Source organism: Streptomyces sp. NPDC020958 (assembly GCF_055562175.1).
Map to the genome: position 1 here is coordinate 66,206 of NZ_JBVHFU010000012.1, position 18,410 is coordinate 84,615.

Sequence of the window (18,410 nt, forward strand, 5' to 3'; positions counted from 1 at the left end):
GAGTCCCCGTGTCCGCGCGCCTGAGGGGCGCCGTGTCCGCGCGCCGGAGGGGCCGCCGTCACCCCCGCGCGCCTGAGGGGCGCCGTCCCTGCGCGCCTGAGGGGTGCCGCGCCTGCGCGCCTGAGGGGTGCCGCGCCTGCGCGCCTGAGGGGTGCCGCGCCCGCGCGCCTGAGGAGTCCCCGTGTCCGCGCGCCTGAGGGGCGCCGTGTCCGCGCGCCTGAGGGGCGCCGTGTCCGCGCGCCGGAGGGGCCGCCGTCACCCCCGCGCGTCTGAAGGGCGTCGTCCCTGCGCGCCTGAGGGGTGCCGCGCCTGCGCGCCTGAGGGGTGCCGTCTCCCGGGTTGCCTTGTGGCTGAACGGGGTGTGTGCGCCGTGCGTATCACCCTGGCGTGGGAGGATCGCTCACCATGAGTGCGTCACCGGCGGTACGGAGCCTGCGTGCCGCGGTGTTCGCCGCGGTGTGCGTACTCCTGGCCGCCGCCGGGCACGGCCTCGCCATGGGCGACATGCCGCCGCTCTGGGCCGACCTCGCCGCGTTCGGCGCGGTCTTCGCCGTCGGCCGCGCCCTCGCCGGACGCGAGCGGGGACTGCCCGAGATCGGCGCCGGCATGCTCCTGACCCAGGGCGGTCTGCACGTCGGCTTCGACGCGGCGCGCGGGATCACCCCGGGGCGCCCCGCCCCCATGGCCGGCATGCCTATGAGCATGCCGCCGGACGGTCACGCCATGGTCGCCGGGACGGCGCAGCACGCGCACCTCCTGACCGCGCACGCCACCCTCGCCCACGTCCTCGCCGCGCTGGTCGCCTCCTGGTGGCTGCGGCGGGGCGAGGCCGCCCTGTGGTCGCTGCTGCGCCGTACGGCCGCCCTCGTCCCCGGCCTCGCGGCCTGGTGGCACGACGCCCCGCTGCCCGCGCCGGCCGACAACCCCCTGCCCGCTCCCGCCCGTCCCGTCCGCCCCCGGCTGCTCACCCTGCGGCACGCGGTGAGCCGGCGTGGGCCGCCGAGCGCGATCCCGTACGCGGTCTGACACCGCACCAGCCTCCCCTTCCCTTTCTTTTCCCTCCTTCGTACGGAGATCCACTCACTCATGTCCACACCCCGCCCCGCCCTGCGCCGTGCCGCCACCGTCACCGCACTCACGGCCGCCTCGGTCCTCGCCGCCGCCGGTGCCGCCGCCGCGCACGTCACCGTCCACCCCGAGAGCTACGCCAAGGGCGCCACCGACGGCGTCCTGACCTTCCGGGTGCCCAACGAGGAGGACACCGCCTCCACCACCAAGGTCGAGGTCGTCCTGCCCACCGACCATCCGGTGCTCGGCGTCCTCGTCACCCCGCAGGCCGGCTGGACCGCCAAGGTCACCACCACCAAGCTCAAGAAGCCCGTCAAGACCGACGACGGCACCATCACCGAGGCCGCCTCCGAGATCACCTGGACCGGCGGCAAAATCGGACCCGGCCAGTACCAGGACTTCGACGTCGCCTTCGGCCAACTGCCCGAGGACACCGACCAACTGACCTTCAAGACCCTGCAGACCTACTCCGACGGCAAGGTCGTCCGCTGGATCGAGGTGCCCCAGAGCGGCGACGACGAGCCGGAGAACCCCGCGCCCGCCCTCAAGCTGACGGCCGCCGACGACGCGGCCTCGGCGGCCCCCGCGGCGAAGAGCGGCAGCGCCAAGACGACCACCGCGTCCGCCGACGCCAGTGACTCCACCGCCCGCGGCCTCGGCATCGCGGGCCTGGTCGTCGGCGCCCTGGGCCTGGCGGCCGCGGCGTTCACGTTCGTCCGGACGCGCGGCGCACGCTCGTAACCCACGGGCGTGAGAAGGGGCCCGGACCATCCCCCGGTCCGGGCCCCTCCGTCGTGCTCCGCCGGCTACCGCACCGCCAGCTCCAGCAGCTCCCGCTCCAGCGCCGCCACCGTCGCGCCGGTCTCCTCGGCCCCGGCCGCCGCCGCGGCCGCCGTACCCCGCTCGTTGCGCCACAGCCAGGCCACGTCCCGGCCGAAGGACCACACCAGGGAGCCCAGCGCCAGCAGCACCACGGCCAGGTTGCCCGCGAACGGCAGCAGGTCCGCGCCCGCCAGCAGCAGGCATATGCCCTGCATCGCGGCGACCGTCTTGCGGGCCATCGACGGCGGCAGCGGCGCGTTCAGCCAGGGGGCGAGTTTCGCCGCCGCGACGAACACGTAGCGCATGGCGCCGATCAGCAGCACCCAGGGACCGAGCTGCGTGGAGACGTACACGCTCAGCACCAGGATCAGGAACGCGTCGACCTCCATGTCGAAGCGGGCGCCCAGCGCGGTCGACGTACCGGTGCGGCGGGCCACCTTGCCGTCGACGCCGTCGAGGATCAACGCCACGGCGGTCAGGCCGACCAGGAGGGTGACCGGCGGGGAGCTCTCGAAGGAGTCGGCGACCAGGGCCGTCACCCCGCCCACGAGGATCGCGCGGCCGAGGGTGACCCGGTTGGCGGGGCCGAAGGAACGCGGCCGGGTGCGGTGCAGGGCCCTGGAGAGGACCGCCCAGGTGGCCGTCGCGAACGCGAGGCCCGTCAGCCAGCCCGCCGGCCCCATGCCGATCGCGGAGCCCAGCAGCGCCAGCAACAGGATCTGCACGCCCGCTCCCACCGCGGTCTCCTGCTGGACCAGCCTGGCTTCGTAAGTGTTGTTCAGGGCCACCGCACGTCCTCCGGCCGAGTGACAGAGTCGATCAACGCCGCGTACTGTGCGCGGCCTGTGCACGTGTTCGCTGTGCACACCTCGGTACGTGAACAACTTCCCGATCGTTCAGGAGGATGCCGATGAACCGCTCGGCCCGCGCGTTCTGGCTCCGCTCTCCGGGCCACGGAGAGCTGCGTGACGTCACCCTCGCGGCGCCCTCCGAGGGCGAGGTGCTGGTCCGCGCGCTGTACTCGGCGGTCAGCAGGGGCACCGAGACCCTGGTGTTCCGCGGGGGTGTCCCGGAGAGCCAACGCGCGGTGATGCGGGCGCCCTTCCAGGAGGGCGAGTTCCCGGGGCCGGTGAAGTACGGCTACCTCAGCGTCGGCGTCGTGGAGGAGGGCCCCGCTCCGCTGATCGGGCGTACGGTGTTCTGCCTGTACCCGCATCAGACGCGTTACGTCGTACCGGTGAGCGCGGTGACGGTGGTACCGGAGCACGTACCACCGGCGCGTGCGGTGCTCGCGGGCACGATCGAGACCGCCGTGAACGCCCTCTGGGACGCCGCGCCCCTGGTCGGCGACCGGATCGCGGTCGTCGGCGGCGGCATGATCGGCTGCTCGGTCGCCGCGCTGCTCGCCCGCTTCCCCGGCGTACGGCTCCAGCTTGTCGACGCCGATCCGGCCCGCGCCAGGACCGCCGAGGCGCTCGGCGTCGCCTTCGCGGCCCCCGAGGACGCCCTCGGCGACTGCGACCTGGTCGTGCACGCCAGCGCCACCGAAGGGGGCCTCACCCGCGCCCTGGAACTCCTCGCCCCGGAGGGCACGGTCGTCGAACTGAGCTGGTACGGCGACCGGCGCGTCGCCCTGCCGCTCGGCGAGGCCTTCCACTCCCGCCGCCTCACCGTGCGCAGCAGCCAGGTCGGCACCGTCTCCCCGGCCGCGCGGGCCGGCCGCAGCTACACCGACCGCCTCGCCGTCGCCCTGGACCTGCTGGCCGACCCGGCCCTGGACGCCCTGATCACGGGCGAAAGCGCGTTCGAGGAGCTGCCCGAGGTGCTCCCGAGGCTCGCCTCCGGCGAGATCCCGGCCCTCTGTCACCGGGTCAGCTACGCCGAGGCAGGCTGACGCGGTGTAAAACGCGGCCCCCCAAGAGGTCCTGACCTGAGAAAAGAGTGAGAGTGGACTGAACACGGGGAAGTCGAGAGCCGTATTAGTGGGTCCCCCGGCAGGGTTCCGCCGGGGGACCAGACGCGCCGCACCTGGAGGGTCGTCCGTTGTTCAGCATCACCGTCCGCGATCACATCATGATCGCTCACAGTTTCCACGGCGAGGTGTTCGGGCCCGCGCAGCGACTGCACGGTGCCACGTTCCTCGTGGACGCCACCTTCCGCCGTGAACAGCTGGACGACGACAACATCGTCGTCGACATCGGCCTCGCCACCCAGGAACTGGGCGCCGTGGTCAGTGAGCTGAACTACAGAAACCTCGACAACGAGCCGGACTTCGCCGGGATCAACACCTCGACGGAGTTCCTCGCCAAGGTCATCGCGGACCGGCTCGCCGAACGCATCGAGAAGGGCGCCCTCGGCGAGGGCGCGAAGGGCCTCGCCGGACTGACCGTCACCCTCCACGAGTCCCACGTCGCCTGGGCGAGTTACGAGCGTGCCCTGTGACCGACATGGCCATCGGCCGCCCGCCGGCCCTCACCTACGTGCCCGCGCAGCGCGCGGCCACCGCCGACCTCCCGGGCCACAACGCCCCCGCGAACATCGGGATCCTCCCCATGTCCCTGCGCACCGTGCACTTCCTCATGCCGGGCGGTGTCGACGACCCGGCCCAGCCGAGCGGCGGCAACGCCTACGACCGGCGGGTCTGCCTGGACCTGCCCGGCTTCGGCTGGCAGGTCACCCGGCACGCGGTGGCCGGCTCCTGGCCGCGCCCCGAGCAGGCCGCCCGCGACGGCCTCGCCCGCACCCTGCGGGAACTGCCCGACGGCGCGGTCGTCCTGCTGGACGGCCTGGTCGCCTGCGGCGTACCCGAGATCGTCGTCCCCGAGGCGGAACGGCTGCGGCTCGCCGTCCTGGTGCACCTGCCGCTCGGTGACGAGACCGGCCTCGACCGCGCCGTGGCCGCCGACCTGGACGCCCGGGAACGCGCGGTGCTGCGCGCCGTACCCGCGGTGATCGCGACCAGCGACTGGGCGGTACGACGACTGGTCTCGCACCACGGGCTGGCCCCCGACCGCGTCCACGTCGCCGCGCCGGGCGCCGACATCGCCCCCCTCGCCGGCGGCACCGACGGCGTCTCGCACCTGGTGTGCGTCGCCGCCGTCACCCCCCGCAAGGGCCAGCACCGGCTGGTGGAGGCCCTCGCCGCGGTCCGGGACCTGCCGTGGACCTGCACCTGCGTCGGCGGTCTCAACCAGGACCCCGAGTACGTCGCCCACCTGCGGTCCCTCATCGCGCGGCACGGGCTGACGGACCGGCTGCACCTGGCGGGCCCGCGCTCCGGCGCCGACCTGGACGCCAGCTACGCGGCCGCGGACCTGATGGTCCTCACCTCGTACGCCGAGACCTACGGCATGGCGGTCACCGAGGCCCTCGCCCGGGGCATCCCGGTGCTCGCCACCGACGTCGGCGGCCTGCCCGAGGCGGTCGGCCGGGCCCCCGACGGCGGCGTGCCCGGCATCCTGGTGCCGCCGGAGGACCCCGCCGCGCTCGCCGCCGAACTGCGCGGCTGGTTCGGCGAGGCGGACGTGCGCCGCCGCCTGAAGGCCGCCGCGCGCGGCCGGCGGGCGGCCCTCGACGGCTGGGCGACCACCGCCCGCAGCCTGGCCGGAGTCCTGCTGCGGCTCCCCGACGAACCCCGGAGGGCGGCATGACCACCGGCGAGACCACGACCACTACTCCGGTCGGCGCGATCCCCGCGCAGCCGGGACCCGCGGATGCTACGGATGCAGGGGTGGGACGAGAGCGAATGGACGCGGCTGCCTCCAAGGACCCCGCGCGTGCCGAGGTGATCCCGGGCGCCGGCCCCGTCACCCGACCGGGCGAGCGGGCCACCCTGCGACTGCGCGAGACCGACCCCGAGGAGCCGCCGCGGTACGCGCCCGAGTGGCTGCAACTGCGGGAGGGCGCCGACGCGGCGGCCCGGGCGCACGATCTGCTGGACCCGCTGCGGATCCGGCTGGCCAACCTGCCCGGCAAGGCGGGCGGGATCGTCGTGCACGACCTGGGCTGCGGCACCGGCTCGATGGGCCGCTGGCTGGCGCCCCGCCTGGACGGCGCCCAGCACTGGATCCTGCACGACCGCGACCCCTACCTGCTGCACTTCGCCGCCGTCGCCTCGCCCCGGGCCGCCGCCGACGGCAGCCGGGTCACCGTGGAGACCCGGCGCGGCGACGTCGCCCGGCTCACCCCCGACGCGCTCAAGGGCGCCTCGCTGGTGACCGCCTCCGCCCTGCTCGACGTGCTCACCCGCGAGGAGGTCGACATCCTCGCCGAGGCCTGCACCGGGGCCGGCTGCCCCGCGCTGCTGACCCTGTCCGTCGCCGGACGCGTCGACCTGACCCCGTCCCACCCGCTGGACAAGGAGATCGCGGAGGCGTTCAACGCCCACCAACGGCGCGGCGGAATGCTCGGACCGGACGCGGTCACCGCCGCCTGCGAGGCGTTCGCCGACCGCGGCGCCACCGTGAAGGTGCACCCCAGCCCCTGGCGGCTCGGTGCCGCCGAGAAGGCGCTGACCGAGCAGTGGCTGCGCGGCTGGGTCGGCGCCGCCGTCGAGGAGCGCCCCGAACTCGCCGAGCGCGCCGACGCCTACCTGGCCGACCGGCTCGCCGCGAACGCGGCCGGGGAACTGCGGGTCCTCCTGCACCACAGCGACCTGCTCGCCCTCGCCCGCCCGACCGGAGGCACCGCATGACCACCCCCGCCCTGGTCCGCGAGAGCGCACCGGTCGCCCCGGTGACCGTGCTCCGGCGTCCGGACCTGCGTGCCGTGCGCACCCACCTGGGCACCCTCGGCGGGGTCGCCATCCTCGCGGTGCTGCTGTGGCGGCTCGGCACCGGGGTCTTCGTCGACGGACTGCGCCGCATCGATACGCCGACCCTGCTCATGGGCCTGGCGATCGGCGCGGTCACGACCGTGCTGAGCGCCTGGCGCTGGCAGTTGGTGGCCCGCAGCCTCGGTCTGCGGCTGCCGCTCGGACCCGCCGTCGGCGACTACTACCGGGCGCTGTTCCTCAACGCGGCCCTGCCCGGCGGGGTGCTCGGTGACGTGCACCGGGCGGTGCGGCACGGACAGAGCGAGGGCGACATCGGACGCGGCGTCCGCGCGGTCGTCCTGGAACGGGCCGCGGGACAGCTCGCGTTGGCCGTCTTCGGCGCGGGCGCCCTGCTGATCCTGCCCTCACCGGTCCGCGACGACGTCCGCAGCTTCGCCCCGCTGGCGGCGGCCGGCGTGGCCGGCGCGTGCGCGATCGTCGTCGCCCTGTGGATGAACCGGGCCCCGGGCAAGCGCGTCGGCGCCCTGCGCTCGACCCTCGCGGAAGCCCGCCGCGCCCTGCTGTCCCCGCAGAACGGGCCGGGCGTCGCCCTGTCCTCGGCGGTCATCCTCGCCGGGCACGTCGGGATGTTCGTGGTCTCCGCGCGGGTGGCCGGCTCCCACGCCTCCGTCGCGGCGCTGGTCCCGATCTGCGTACTCGCCCTGGTCGCCATGGGGCTGCCGCTGAACGTCGGCGGCTGGGGCCCCCGGGAGGGCGTCACCGCCTGGGCGTTCGCGGCGGCCGGCCTCGGCGCGGACAGCGGGCTCGCCACCGCCGTCGTCTACGGCGTCCTCAGCTTCGTGGCCGCCCTGCCGGGCCTCGTGGTCCTGGTCGTCCGCTGGTACACCGGGCTGCGCTATTCCCGTCCCGGGGCGAGCAGTTCGAAAACCGCCCCGAACGAATCGACGAGTCCCGCCAGGAGTTCCTTCCCCTTTTCCGCCGATCCCAGGGAAGGGCGGCCGATGACGCCCGACTCGGTATAGGCGGACATTCCCAGGGTGAGGAGATGACGACGGTCGTCAGCGGTGAAATCGGCGGACTCGTGACCAGGGCGGACCAATTCGGGATGAGCGTGCAGCAGAATGGACGTCTCGATTTCCCCGGCATGCATGTCGGTGAGCGCCGAGGTCTCCACTCCGGCCCGGCTGAGCGCTGTCTCCCAGTCCTCCGCGGCCGGGTACAGCGCCAGCCGTTCGCCGCGCGCGGACGCCTCCTGCACGACGTTGCCCAGCACGTAGTTGCCGCCGTGGCCGTTGACCACGACCAGCGCCTCGACACCGGAGCGGCGCAGCGAGGCGGCGATGTCGTTCACCACCGCGTGCAGGGTGACCGAGGAGATGCTGACGGTCCCGGGCCAGGCCGCGTGCTCGTGCGAGCAGGAGATGGTCACCGGAGGAAGGAGGTGCACCGGGTACGCGGCGGCGATCTCCCGGGCCACGGCACAGGCGACCAGCGTGTCCGTGGCGAGCGGGAGGTAGGGGCCGTGCTGTTCGAAGCTCCCCACGGGAAGGACGGCGACCTGTGTTGAAACGCCCGCCCCCCTGGTCCGTACCTCCTCCGTAGTGTCCGCCGGCAACAGACCGTTCGCCGCCGTACGCGCGCCCGAACCACTCATCTTTTCACGGCCTTTCGTCTCTGCTTAGGAATCAGATCATGACAGAAAACATCGGCGTACTCGGCACGAAGTCCCCACGGCGTTCGGGCGTGGAACGCGTCGTCAATGCACCGCTGCCCACCGTGTACGGGAAATTCCAGGCGATCGGCTACCTGGACCACGACCGCGGTGACGAGCAAGTGGCCCTGGTCTACGGCGACATCGGCAGCGAGCGGGTGCTGACCCGGCTGCACTCGGAATGCCTCACCGGGGACGCGTTCGGCTCCCAGCACTGCGAGTGCGGCGACCAGTTGGCGGCCGCGCTGCGCGCGGTCGTCTCCGAGGGCAGCGGGATCGTCGTCTACCTGCGCGGGCACGAGGGCCGCGGCATCGGACTGCTCGCCAAGCTGCGCGCGATGGCCCTGCAGGCGGAGGGCCTGGACACCGTCGAGGCGAACCTCGCGCTCGGCCTGCCGGTCGACGCCCGGGACTACGGCGTCGCCGCCGGCATGCTCCGTGACCTCGGGGTGCGTTCGGTACGCCTGATGTCCAACAACCCGCGCAAGCGGGAGTCCTTGGTACGGCACGGCATAGAGGTCGCCGAGACGGTCCCGCTGCTGATCGAGCCGTGCGAGAACAACATCACGTACCTGCGCACCAAGCGGGAGCGGCTGGACCACGTGCTGCCCCACCTCGACGCGGTGGCCCACTGGTCCTGAGGTACCGGGTGGCGTGCGAGCGCCGGCGTCCGCGACGTCGTCCTCGTCGAACGCGACGAACTGGACGCCGGATCCACCGCGAAGGCCGCGGGCGGAGTGCGTGCCCAGTTCTCCGACGAACTCAAGGGTCGCCTCCTTCGAGGCGAGCGTCCGGCTCCGGAATCACCTGGGCGTCCCCAGCCGGATGCTCACCCCGAAGGAGGCGGCCCGGCTTGCCCCGCTGATCAACACCGAAGGGCTGCTGGCCGCCGCCTGCTCCCCGACGGACGGCCACTGCGCCCGGATACTGCGCCACACCGAGGTCCCCGGCATCGAACGGGACGGCCCCTACGTCACCGCCGTGCACACCGGCCTCGGCCGGATCGGCACCGGCACGGTGATCTGTGCGGCCGGCCCCTGGTCGCGGGCGGTCGGCGCGACGGCCGGCGTCGACTGTACTTCCACGCCGAGGGCCCCGGCCTGCCGTTCGGCATGTCCGACCCCGACGAACGGCCGGGCTTCGCCGTCGACGCCCGCGACCGCTGGATCCCCCGCCTGTACGAGGCGAAGCGGCGACGCGCCCCGGCCCTGCTCGACGCGCGCCGCACCGGAGGCCGGTCGGGCCTGTACGAGAACACGCCCGACCACAACGCCCTGATCGGCGAGGTGATCCGCGACCTGTACCTGGGCAGGGCACCCTTCCTGGACGTCCGGCCCCTGAGCGCCGACCGGTTCGCGGCGGACGCCCCGCGCCCGGAGACCCACCTCGTGTGAGGGGTAGGGGTCAGTCGAGGATCGCCTCGTGGGCCAGCCTTCGCAGTTCCGGGAAGACCTTCAGCGTCTTCGGCCGCAGCTGGGTGTGGAACTGCACGGTCAGGTCGTGCGCCGGGTCGACCCAGAAGGCGGTGGTGGCGGCCCCCGTCCAGCCGTAGGCGCCGGGGCTGCTCGGCGAGAGGGTGCGGGCGGGGTCGATCACGACCGAGACGCCGAGGCCGAAGCCCAGGCCGTCGTTGCCGGGCTCCTGGTGCGCGGGGGCGCCGAAGGCACGCAGGTCGGTGCCGCCGGGCAGGTGGTTGCGGGAGAGCAGCCCGACCGAGGCGGGGGAGAGCAGCCGGGCGCCGTCCAGCTCGCCGCCCCGGCGCAGCATCTCCATGAAACGGTGGTAGTCGTACGCCGTCGCCGCGAGGCCGCCGCTGCCGGACAGCATGCGGGGGCGGCCGCGCAACGGCAGCCCGGGGACCGGCTCGATGCCGCCGTCGCCCGTCTCCCCGTACAACTCCGCAAGCCGGTCGGCCTGTTCGGGGACGATGTGCAGGCCCGCGTCCGGCATGCCGAGCGGGCGGAAGATCCGGTCCGCGAAGAACTCGTCGAGCCGCTGCCCGGAGACCACCTCGACGACCCGGCTGAGCACGTTGAAGCCGACCGAGTAGTTCCACTGCGTGCCCGGCTCGAACTGCAGGGGCATGCGCGCGTACACGGCGGTCGTCTCGGCGAGGTCCGCGCCCGCCGGCACCGAGAACTCCAGGCCCGCCTCCCGGTAGCGGGCGTCCACCGGGTGCGCGTGGTAGAAGGCGAAGGTGAACCCGGCGGTGTGGGTGAGCAGATGGCGGATCCGGATCGGCCCGTCGGCGGGCCTGGTCACCATGTCCGCACCCGAACCGCTCACGTACACAAGGGGGTTGGCGAACTCCGGCAGGTAGCGGTCGACCGGGTCGTCCAGCGACAGCTGCCCGTCCTCGACCAGCAGCAGGACCGCGACCGCCGTGACCGGCTTGGTCATGGAGTAGACCCGCCAGATGGTGTCCGGCTCGACCGGCAGCCCCGCGGCGCGGTCCCGGAGGCCGTGCGTGGTGAGGTGGGCGACCCGGCCGCCGCGCGCCACGGCCACCAGGTAGCCGGGCAGGCGCCCTTCGTCGACGTAGTGGGCGAAGTGCTGGTCGAGGCGGTCCAGCGCCTTCGCGTCCAGCCCGACCTCACCGGGGTCGACTTCCTGTCGCAGCTGTGCCATCGCTCTCCTCCGGTCGTGTCGTCCGCGGTGCGGTCCGACCTGGACCTCATCGTCGCGCAGGAAGAGGGGAATGGTCGCGCTCATCCGCGTGCGGTGTGACGGACGCTATAGAAGGGACACCGGGCACCCGACGTGCGGGCGCCCCGAACGCGTGTGCCCCGGGTGACGGCGGGAATGCCGGGCCGGAGCGCCGCGGTTGCCCCTGTCATGACCCAGGACACACTTCTGAAGCTGCTCGCCGAAGGCCACGCCGGGGTGCTGGTCACCCTCAAGCGCGACGGCCGCCCCCAGCTGTCCAACGTCAGCCACGCCTACTACCCCGACGAACGGACCGTGCGCGTGTCGATCACGGACGACCGCGCGAAGACCCGCAACCTGCGCCGCGACCCCCGCGCCTCCTACCACGTCACCAGCCCCGACCGCTGGGCCTACACGGTCGCCGAGGGCACCGCCGACCTGTCACCGGTCGCCCAGGACCCCCACGACGAGACGGTGGAGGAGCTCATCCGCCTCTACCGCGACGTCCAGGGCGAACACCCCGACTGGGACGACTACCGCGCCGCGATGGTCCGCGACCGCCGCCTGGTACTCCGACTCCGCGTGGAACGGGCGTACGGCATCCCGCGCGCGTAGGGGGCGCGGCAGCGGCGGGTGGCGGAGGTGGAGCGGGCTACAGGACCTCGACACCGGGGCGGAAGATCCGTCCCCGGGTGTCGAAGAGCAGCCGGGCCGCGTCGCCGAGGGCACCGAGGTCGTACGCGGAGTGGTCCTGGAGCAGGACGGTCAGGTCGTACGAGCGCGCCGCGGCCAGCACGTCGGTGACGCGCGGCACGGCCTCGCCGTCCACGAACCAGGCCGGTACGAACGGGTCGTGGAAGGCGAGCTCGGCCTCCCGCTCCCGCAGCAGCCGGGCCACCGGCGGCGCCGGTGCCTCCCGCTGGTCGGCGACGTCCGGTTTGTAGGTGACGCCCAGGAGCAGCACCCGCGAGCCGCGCAGGGCCCGTCCCTCGTGGTTGAGCAGGTCCTGGGCGCGCCGGACCACGTACTGGGGCATGTGGGCGTTGATCTCCCGGGCGAGTTTCACCAACCGGAACTCGTGGCCCGACGAACCCGCCTGGGACGACAGGTGGTCGGGGTCGATCGGAAGGCAGTGGCCGCCCGCCCCGGCACTCGGCCTGAAGGCCTGGAAGCCGAACGGCTTGGTGCCGGCCCACCGGATCGCGTCCCACACGTCGATCCCCAACTCACGGCAGAGGATGGCCATTTCGTTGACCAGGGCGATGTTGACGTGCCGGTAGGTGTTCTCGAGCAGCTTGGCCGTCTCGGCCTCGCGGATGCCCTTCGCCTGCACGACGGTGTCGACGATCCTGCCGTAGAAGGCCGCCGCCCGCGCCGCGCACGCCGGGGTCCAGCCGCCGACCACCTTCGGTGTCTCGCGCAGCCCGTGCGTGGTGCTGCCCGGGTCGGTGCGCGCGGGGGAGCAGGCCAGCGCGAAGTCGTCGCCGGCCCGCAGCCCCGACTCCTCCAGGAGCGGCTTCACGACCTCCTCGGTGGTGCCCGGGCAGGTCGCGGACTCCAGGATCACGAGCCGTCCGCGGCGCAGCCTGCCCGCCACGGACCGGGCGGCGGAGGTCACCGCGCCCAGGTCGGGTCCGCCGTCCCCGTCCGGCGGGGTCGGCACACAGATCACGATCGTCTGCGCACGGGCCAGACACGCGTCGTCGGTGAACGGGGTGAACCCGGCCCACCGCATCCGGGCGACGTCGTCGTCCGAGACGTCCTCGACATGGGAACGGCCGGCGTCGAGGCCCGCCACGATCCCTGAGTCGACGTCGAGACCCGCCACGCGCAGCCCGACCGCCGACGCCTCCCGCGCGAGCGGCAGCCCGACACGGCCGAGCCCGATGACGGCGAGTTCGAAGCCGTCGGTCCGCTCCCCGTCCCCGATCGATGCGCTCAAGCCCCCGAGCGGTACGGCCTTTTCGACCTGCATAGGGATTCTCTCCGCCCTCGACGGCAAGCGTCGTACGGATCCGATGCGCCCGGACGTTCCCCGTCCGTGCCGCCGTTTCCGACTGTAAAGCAATACGTCGAGAGCTTCCGCCCGAGCCTGCCTCGAACCAGGCGAAACCGACCACCTGTTCGCGACGTCCGGAGCGGCGTGGGGGGAGCGGACTTGGCCGTGCCGCACCCGCATGGAGCAATGTGCCGGTTCCCCCATGTGGAGCAAGGCTGCCGACCGTGCCCCCCGCGCGTAGTCGTCCCCGCCGGCGGCGTGCTCAGGCCGAGACCGTCGCCGGTCGCGCCGCCGCGGTCTCCGGCCGCTCGCCGAGCAGTTCGGTCGGCACCCTGTGGGTCTCCCGGGCGGTCAGCGCGGCGATCACCGGCGGCACGCACAACGCGCCCGTGAACAGGGCCACCGCCGACCAGTCGTCACCGCCGGGACCCGCGATCCGCGCCGCGAAGGTCACCGCGAACCCGGCCACCGCGAACCCGATCTGGGTGCCGATCGCCATGCCGGACAGCCGCACCCGGGTGGAGAACATCTCGCCGTAGAAGGACGGCCAGATGCCGTTGGCGGCGCTGTAGACGACACCGAAGGCGACGACCCCGAGAAGCATGACCAGCGGGTACGAGCCGGTGGAGATCGCCCACAGGTAGCCGGCCATCGCCACCGCGCTGCCCACCGCGCCGATCAGGTACACCGGCCGCCGGCCGATCCGGTCCGACAGCGTGGCCCACGCCGGTATCGCGCCCAGCGCCACCAGGTTCGCCAGCGCGCCCACCCAGAGCATGGACGTCTTGGACATGCCGACCGAGTCGCTGGTCGCGTACGCCAGCGCCCACACCGTGAAGATCGTGCTCACCGACGCGATCAGCGCACCGCCGATCACCCGCAGCACGTCCGCCCAGTGGTGCCGCAGCAGCGTCACGAGCGGCAGCCGTTCGACACCCTCGCCGGTCGCCTGCTGCGCGAAGGCCGGGGTCTCCTGGAGCCTGCGCCGGATCGCCCAGCCGACCCCGGCGACCACCACACTCGCCCAGAACGGCACCCGCCAGCCCCAGGACAGCAACTGGTCGTCGGGCAGCTGGGAGACCGGGATGAAGACGAGGGTGGCGATCAGCTGACCGCCCTGGGTGCCGCTGAGGGTGAAACTGGTGAAGAAGCCGCGCCGGTCCGGTGGCGCGTGCTCCAGGCTCATCGAACCGGCGCTGGCCTGCTCACCGGCGGCCGAGATGCCCTGGAGCACCCGGCACAGCACCAGCAGCACCGGGGCGAGGGACCCCACCTGGGCGCGGCTCGGCAGACAGCCGATCAGGAACGTCGACAGGCCCATCAGGACCAGCGTGAAGACCATGATCTTCTTACGGCCGATACGGTCCCCGAAGTGCCCGAGGAACAGCGCGCCGACCGGCCGGGCCGCGTACGCGACCCCGAACGTGGCCAGCGAGAGCAGGGTCGCGTCGGCCGGGTCCGACTCGTCGAAGAAGACCTTCGGGAAGATCAGCGCGGCCGCGCTGCCGTAGAGGAAGAAGTCGTAGTACTCAAGGGCGCTGCCGATCCAGGCGGCCAGCGCGGCCTTCTTCGGCTGGCCGCCGGGCGGCACGGCGGTGGCGGCGGGCGGGGCGGGGACGGACACGACGGTGCTCCTTCGGGGAACTCCAACGTAGGCGGAGTGAGCGGCGGGGGAGAAGGCCGGTGCCCAGGGATGACGGGTCGGCGGACCAGGGGGCCGGTGATAATTAACCCACTGGGTAGTTAGTCGCGATGGGTACGGATGTTGCGCCCGCGTTTCCCCGCTGTCAAGAGGCTGCGCCGGAACCCCCGGCCGCGACGGTCAGTCCGCCGCACGCTCCGCCGTGAGGTAGGCGATCACCATGTCGCCGAGCATGGCCCGGTAGTGCTCGCGCTGCGCGGGGTCCACCAGGTCGCGGCCGAACAGGGCGCCGAAGGTGGCCCGGTTCGCCACCCGGAAGAAGCAGAACGAGCTGATCATCGCGTGCAGGTCGACGGCGTCGACGTCCGCGGTGAACAGGCCGGACTCCTGTCCCGCGGCGAGGATCCGGCGGATCACCTCCAGGGCGGGGGAGCCGATCCTGCCCAGTTCCTCGGAGGCCGCGATGTGCTCGGCGCCGTGGATGTTCTCGATGCTGACCAGGCGGATGAAGTCGGGATGCTGCTCGTGGTGGTCGAAGGTCAGCTCCGCGAGCCGGCGGATCGCCGCGACCGGGTCCAGATGCTCCACGTCCAGCTGCTGCTCGGCCTCGCGGATCACGCCGTACGCCCGTTCCAGGACCGCCGTGAACAGCTGCTCCTTGCCGCCGAAGTAGTAGTAGATCATCCGCTTCGTGGTACGGGTGCGGGCCGCGATCTCGTCCACCCGGGCACCGTCGTAGCCCGCCCGGGCGAACTCCTGGGTGGCCACGTCGAGGATCTCGGCCCGGGTGCGGGCGGCGTCACGGATCCGCCCGTTGGTCTGTGCCGGTTCGTCGACGCTGGTCATCGGGGTTCCTATCGGGTGCCTTCGGAGGGGTGGCCGGTGCGGAGATTCTAGAAGCCCGTGCCGCCGGCGTTCCCGGAGAGGTCTTCCCCTGTCGTGGTCTCCGGTGCTATAGCTAACGTACTAGTTCGTACATTAGTGATTCGTGCATGTGTGATTCGTGCAGTGTGATTCCGCTCGGGAGGGCCGCGTGGCCAAGGACTCTTATCTCGTCGGGCTGATCGGCGCCGGTGTCGGCCCTTCGCTCAGCCCTGCCCTGCACGAGCGCGAAGCAGACCGCCAGGGGCTGCGGTACCTGTACCGGCTGATCGACGTCGACGTGCTCGGCGTGGCCCCCGAGGCCGTGGGCGACCTGGTGCGGGCGGCACGCGACCTCGGCTTCGACGGGCTGAACATCACGCATCCGTGCAAGCAGCTGGTCATCGAGCACCTGGACGCGCTCTCCCCGGGGGCCGAGGCGCTCGGCGCGGTCAACACGGTGGTCTTCGAGGCCGACGGCAGGGCGGTCGGTCACAACACCGACGTGACCGGGTTCGCGGCGTCGTTCGCGCGGGGGCTGCGGGACGCTCCGCTGGAACGGGTGGTGCAGATCGGCGCCGGGGGCGCGGGGGCCGCGGTGGCGCACGCGACGCTCACCCTGGGGGCGGAACGGGTCACCGTCGTGGACGCGCTCGCCGACCGGGCCGTCGATCTCGCGGCGGCCCTGAACCGGCACTTCGGCGCGGGGCGTGCGGTGGCCGCGGTACCGGAGCGGTTGCCGGAGGTGCTCGCGGGGGCCGACGGGCTGGTGCATGCGACGCCGACGGGGATGGCCGCGCATCCGGGGCTGCCGCTGCCCGCGGAGTTGCTGCGGCCCGAGCTGTGGGTGGCCGAGGTGGTGTACCGGCCGCTGGAGACGGAACTTGTGCGGACCGCTCGGGAGTTGGGGTGTGCCGTGCTGGACGGGGGTGGGATGGCCGTGTTCCAGGCCGCCGACGCGTTTCGGCTGTTCACGGGCAGGGAGGCGGATGCCTCGCGGATGCTGGCGGACATCGGGGAGCTGGCCGAGCGGTCGGCGGGACAGGTCGTGTGAGGAAGAAGGCCATGCGTACGTCCATTGCCACCGTTTCGCTCAGCGGGTCGCTCACCGAGAAGCTCACCGCTGCCTCCCGGGCCGGGTTCGACGGGGTGGAGATCTTCGAGAACGACCTGCTGGCCAGTCCGCTGTCTCCTCGTGAGATACGGGCCCGCTGCGCCGATCTCGGGCTCACGATCGACCTCTACCAACCCATGCGGGACATCGAAGCCGTCCCCGCCGACGAGTTCGCGCGCAACCTCCGCCGCGCCCGGCACAAGTTCGACCTCATGCGGGAACTGGGAGCCGACACCGTGCTCGTCTGTTCCTCCGTCTCCCCGCTCGCCATCGACGACGACGATCTCGCCGCCGCACAGCTGGCCCGGCTCGCCGACCTCGCGGCTGACTCCGGTGTCCGCGTCGCCTACGAGGCGCTCGCCTGGGGCCGGAACGTCAGTACGTACGACCACGCCTGGCGGATCGTCGAGGCGGCCGGGCATCCCGCTCTCGGGACCTGTCTCGACAGCTTCCACATCCTCTCCCGTGGGTCCGACCCGAAGGGCATCGAGGACATCCCCGGCGAGAAGATCTTCTTCCTGCAGTTGGCCGACGCCCCGCTGCTCGGCATGGACGTGCTCCAGTGGAGCCGTCACCACCGCTGCTTCCCGGGCCAGGGCGGGTTCGACGTGGCCGGGCTCGTCCGCCATGTGCTGCGGACCGGGTACGACGGACCGCTCTCCCTCGAAGTGTTCAACGACGTCTTCCGGCAGGCCGAGGCCGGGCCGACCGCCGTGGACGCGCGCCGTTCCCTGCTGGCGCTCGAGGAGGAGGTCGGCGTGGGGAAGCTGCCCGCGCCGGTCGTGCCGACCGGGATCGCGTTCGCCGAACTGGTCACCCCGGACGCGGAACCCGTCGCGGCACTGCTCGGCGCCCTCGGCTTCGCCCGCACCGCCCGGCACCGCAGCAAGCCCGTCGACCTGTGGGAGCTGGGCGACGCGCGGATCCTGGTCAACACCGGTCCCGCCGCCCGCCGCGACGGCACCGGGCTCGCCGCGATCGGCCTGGAGTCACCGGACCCGCGGGCCGCCGCCCGGCGCGCCGAGGCACTGCTCGCCCCCGTGCTGCCCCGCCGCCGCGCCCCCGAGGACGCCCCGCTCGACGCGGTCGCGGCGCCCGACGGCACGGAACTGTTCTTCTGCGCCACCGGTCGCGGACCTGAACTCCGGGATTGGCGGGACGACTTCGTGGCCGTGGCGCACGAGCCCGCTCGGGCCGCGGCCCGGGTCGACCACGTGGCCCTGGTCCAGCCCTGGCACCAGTACGACGAGGCGGCGCTCTTCCACCGCGCCGTCCTCGGCCTGCACGCCCAGGAGAGCATCGATGTCGCGGACCCCTACGGGCTGCTGCGCTCCCGGGCCGTCACCAGCGCCGACGGCGGCGTCCGGATCGCCCTCGGAGTGGGTGCGGCCCCCGCCGACGACACCCTCCACGCCCAGCACATCGCCCTGGCCACCGACGACGTGGTGGCCGCGGCCCGCGCCTTCCGGGCGGCCGGCGGGGGCCTGCTGCCCGTCCCCGGCAACTACCACGACGACCTCGCCGCCCGGTTCGAGTTCCCCGAAGGCGAGGTGGAGACGTACCGGGACCTCGGCATCCTCTACGACCGGGACGCCGGCGGGGCCTTTCGGCACTGCTACACCCACACCGTGGGACGGGTGTTCTTCGAACTGGTCCAGCGCGATCCCGGCTACCGTGGGTACGGCGCGCAGAACGCGCCGGTGCGGCTCGCGGCCCAGCACGCCGGGCGATCGGCCCGCTGAAGCCGGGCGCGGGCGGGGCGTGGGATTCTTA

Annotated in this window: 16 protein-coding genes and 2 pseudogenes; 12 read left to right on the top strand and 6 right to left on the bottom strand. The window is 73.1% G+C overall.

The window, feature by feature from the left end; all coding sequences use genetic code 11:
* Positions 1 to 405: 405 nt before the first annotated feature.
* On the top strand, positions 406 to 1,026 hold the full coding sequence (locus ACZ3KP_RS29195; RefSeq protein ID WP_467502922.1) for a hypothetical protein: 621 nt from the start codon (positions 406 to 408) through the stop codon (positions 1,024 to 1,026).
* A gap of 60 nt (positions 1,027 to 1,086) precedes the next feature.
* Positions 1,087 to 1,809, top strand: a complete 723-nt coding sequence (locus tag ACZ3KP_RS29200; RefSeq protein WP_467502924.1) for a YcnI family protein — start codon at positions 1,087 to 1,089, stop codon at positions 1,807 to 1,809.
* A gap of 65 nt (positions 1,810 to 1,874) precedes the next feature.
* Here ACZ3KP_RS29200 and ACZ3KP_RS29205 read toward each other — a convergent pair whose 3' ends face one another.
* Positions 1,875 to 2,678: a CDP-alcohol phosphatidyltransferase family protein gene (locus tag ACZ3KP_RS29205; protein WP_467502925.1), complete on the bottom strand. Its 804-nt coding sequence runs from the start codon at positions 2,676 to 2,678 to the stop codon at positions 1,875 to 1,877.
* Between the two features lie 122 nt (positions 2,679 to 2,800).
* On the opposite strand from ACZ3KP_RS29205, the gene ACZ3KP_RS29210 reads away from it, so the two are divergent.
* The 5 genes and pseudogenes from ACZ3KP_RS29210 to ACZ3KP_RS29230 form a co-directional block, all read left to right on the top strand.
* Positions 2,801 to 3,784, top strand: a complete 984-nt coding sequence (locus ACZ3KP_RS29210; RefSeq protein ID WP_467502926.1) for a zinc-dependent alcohol dehydrogenase — start codon at positions 2,801 to 2,803, stop codon at positions 3,782 to 3,784.
* Between the two features lie 149 nt (positions 3,785 to 3,933).
* Positions 3,934 to 4,332: a 6-pyruvoyl trahydropterin synthase family protein gene (locus ACZ3KP_RS29215; protein ID WP_132887112.1), complete on the top strand. Its 399-nt coding sequence runs from the start codon at positions 3,934 to 3,936 to the stop codon at positions 4,330 to 4,332.
* 5 nt (positions 4,333 to 4,337) lie between these two features.
* A complete protein-coding gene (locus tag ACZ3KP_RS29220) occupies positions 4,338 to 5,540 on the top strand; it encodes a glycosyltransferase family 4 protein (RefSeq protein WP_467503163.1) in 1,203 nt (400 codons plus the stop codon).
* Positions 5,541 to 5,635: 95 nt separating this feature from the next.
* The gene (locus ACZ3KP_RS29225) at positions 5,636 to 6,583 is read left to right on the top strand and encodes a methyltransferase domain-containing protein (protein WP_467503164.1); all 948 of its coding nucleotides are present in this window, start codon (positions 5,636 to 5,638) and stop codon (positions 6,581 to 6,583) included.
* Positions 6,580 to 7,506: pseudogene (locus ACZ3KP_RS29230) on the top strand (lysylphosphatidylglycerol synthase transmembrane domain-containing protein); the annotation flags it as partial. The gene ACZ3KP_RS29225 and the pseudogene ACZ3KP_RS29230, both read left to right, overlap by 4 nt.
* A gap of 53 nt (positions 7,507 to 7,559) precedes the next feature.
* Here ACZ3KP_RS29230 and ACZ3KP_RS29235 read toward each other — a convergent pair.
* Positions 7,560 to 8,318: a creatininase family protein gene (locus ACZ3KP_RS29235; RefSeq protein ID WP_467502928.1), complete on the bottom strand. Its 759-nt coding sequence runs from the start codon at positions 8,316 to 8,318 to the stop codon at positions 7,560 to 7,562.
* 38 nt (positions 8,319 to 8,356) lie between these two features.
* Between ACZ3KP_RS29235 and ribA the strand changes: the two genes are divergently transcribed.
* Both ribA and ACZ3KP_RS29245 read left to right on the top strand, forming a co-directional pair.
* Entirely contained in the window at positions 8,357 to 9,016 is a 660-nt protein-coding gene (gene ribA / locus ACZ3KP_RS29240) for a GTP cyclohydrolase II (RefSeq protein ID WP_132887117.1), read from the top strand.
* 15 nt (positions 9,017 to 9,031) lie between these two features.
* Positions 9,032 to 9,769: pseudogene (locus ACZ3KP_RS29245) on the top strand (NAD(P)/FAD-dependent oxidoreductase); the annotation flags it as partial.
* Between the two features lie 10 nt (positions 9,770 to 9,779).
* Here ACZ3KP_RS29245 and ACZ3KP_RS29250 read toward each other — a convergent pair.
* Entirely contained in the window at positions 9,780 to 11,003 is a 1,224-nt protein-coding gene (locus ACZ3KP_RS29250; protein WP_467502930.1) for a serine hydrolase domain-containing protein, read from the bottom strand.
* Positions 11,004 to 11,210: 207 nt separating this feature from the next.
* On the opposite strand from ACZ3KP_RS29250, the gene ACZ3KP_RS29255 reads away from it, so the two are divergent.
* Positions 11,211 to 11,636 carry a PPOX class F420-dependent oxidoreductase gene (locus ACZ3KP_RS29255; protein ID WP_366892601.1) on the top strand — a complete coding sequence of 142 codons (426 nt, stop codon included), beginning with the start codon at positions 11,211 to 11,213 and terminating at the stop codon, positions 11,634 to 11,636.
* 37 nt (positions 11,637 to 11,673) lie between these two features.
* On the opposite strand, the gene ACZ3KP_RS29260 is transcribed toward ACZ3KP_RS29255, so the two are convergent.
* From ACZ3KP_RS29260 to ACZ3KP_RS29270, 3 genes are all read right to left on the bottom strand, one after another.
* Positions 11,674 to 12,963 (bottom strand): nucleotide sugar dehydrogenase, encoded by a 1,290-nt coding sequence (locus ACZ3KP_RS29260; protein ID WP_467502932.1) that lies wholly within the window; start codon positions 12,961 to 12,963, stop codon positions 11,674 to 11,676.
* Between the two features lie 319 nt (positions 12,964 to 13,282).
* Complete coding sequence (locus ACZ3KP_RS29265; protein ID WP_467502934.1) at positions 13,283 to 14,644, bottom strand: MFS transporter; 1,362 nt, start codon at positions 14,642 to 14,644, stop codon at positions 13,283 to 13,285.
* A gap of 198 nt (positions 14,645 to 14,842) precedes the next feature.
* Positions 14,843 to 15,508 (bottom strand): TetR/AcrR family transcriptional regulator, encoded by a 666-nt coding sequence (locus tag ACZ3KP_RS29270; RefSeq protein ID WP_358981403.1) that lies wholly within the window; start codon positions 15,506 to 15,508, stop codon positions 14,843 to 14,845.
* A gap of 187 nt (positions 15,509 to 15,695) precedes the next feature.
* Here ACZ3KP_RS29270 and ACZ3KP_RS29275 point away from each other — a divergent pair, with 187 nt between their 5' ends.
* Positions 15,696 to 16,577: a shikimate dehydrogenase gene (locus tag ACZ3KP_RS29275; protein WP_467502937.1), complete on the top strand. Its 882-nt coding sequence runs from the start codon at positions 15,696 to 15,698 to the stop codon at positions 16,575 to 16,577.
* Positions 16,578 to 16,588: 11 nt separating this feature from the next.
* Entirely contained in the window at positions 16,589 to 18,379 is a 1,791-nt protein-coding gene (locus ACZ3KP_RS29280) for a bifunctional sugar phosphate isomerase/epimerase/4-hydroxyphenylpyruvate dioxygenase family protein (RefSeq protein ID WP_467502938.1), read from the top strand.
* Positions 18,380 to 18,410 lie beyond the last annotated feature (31 nt).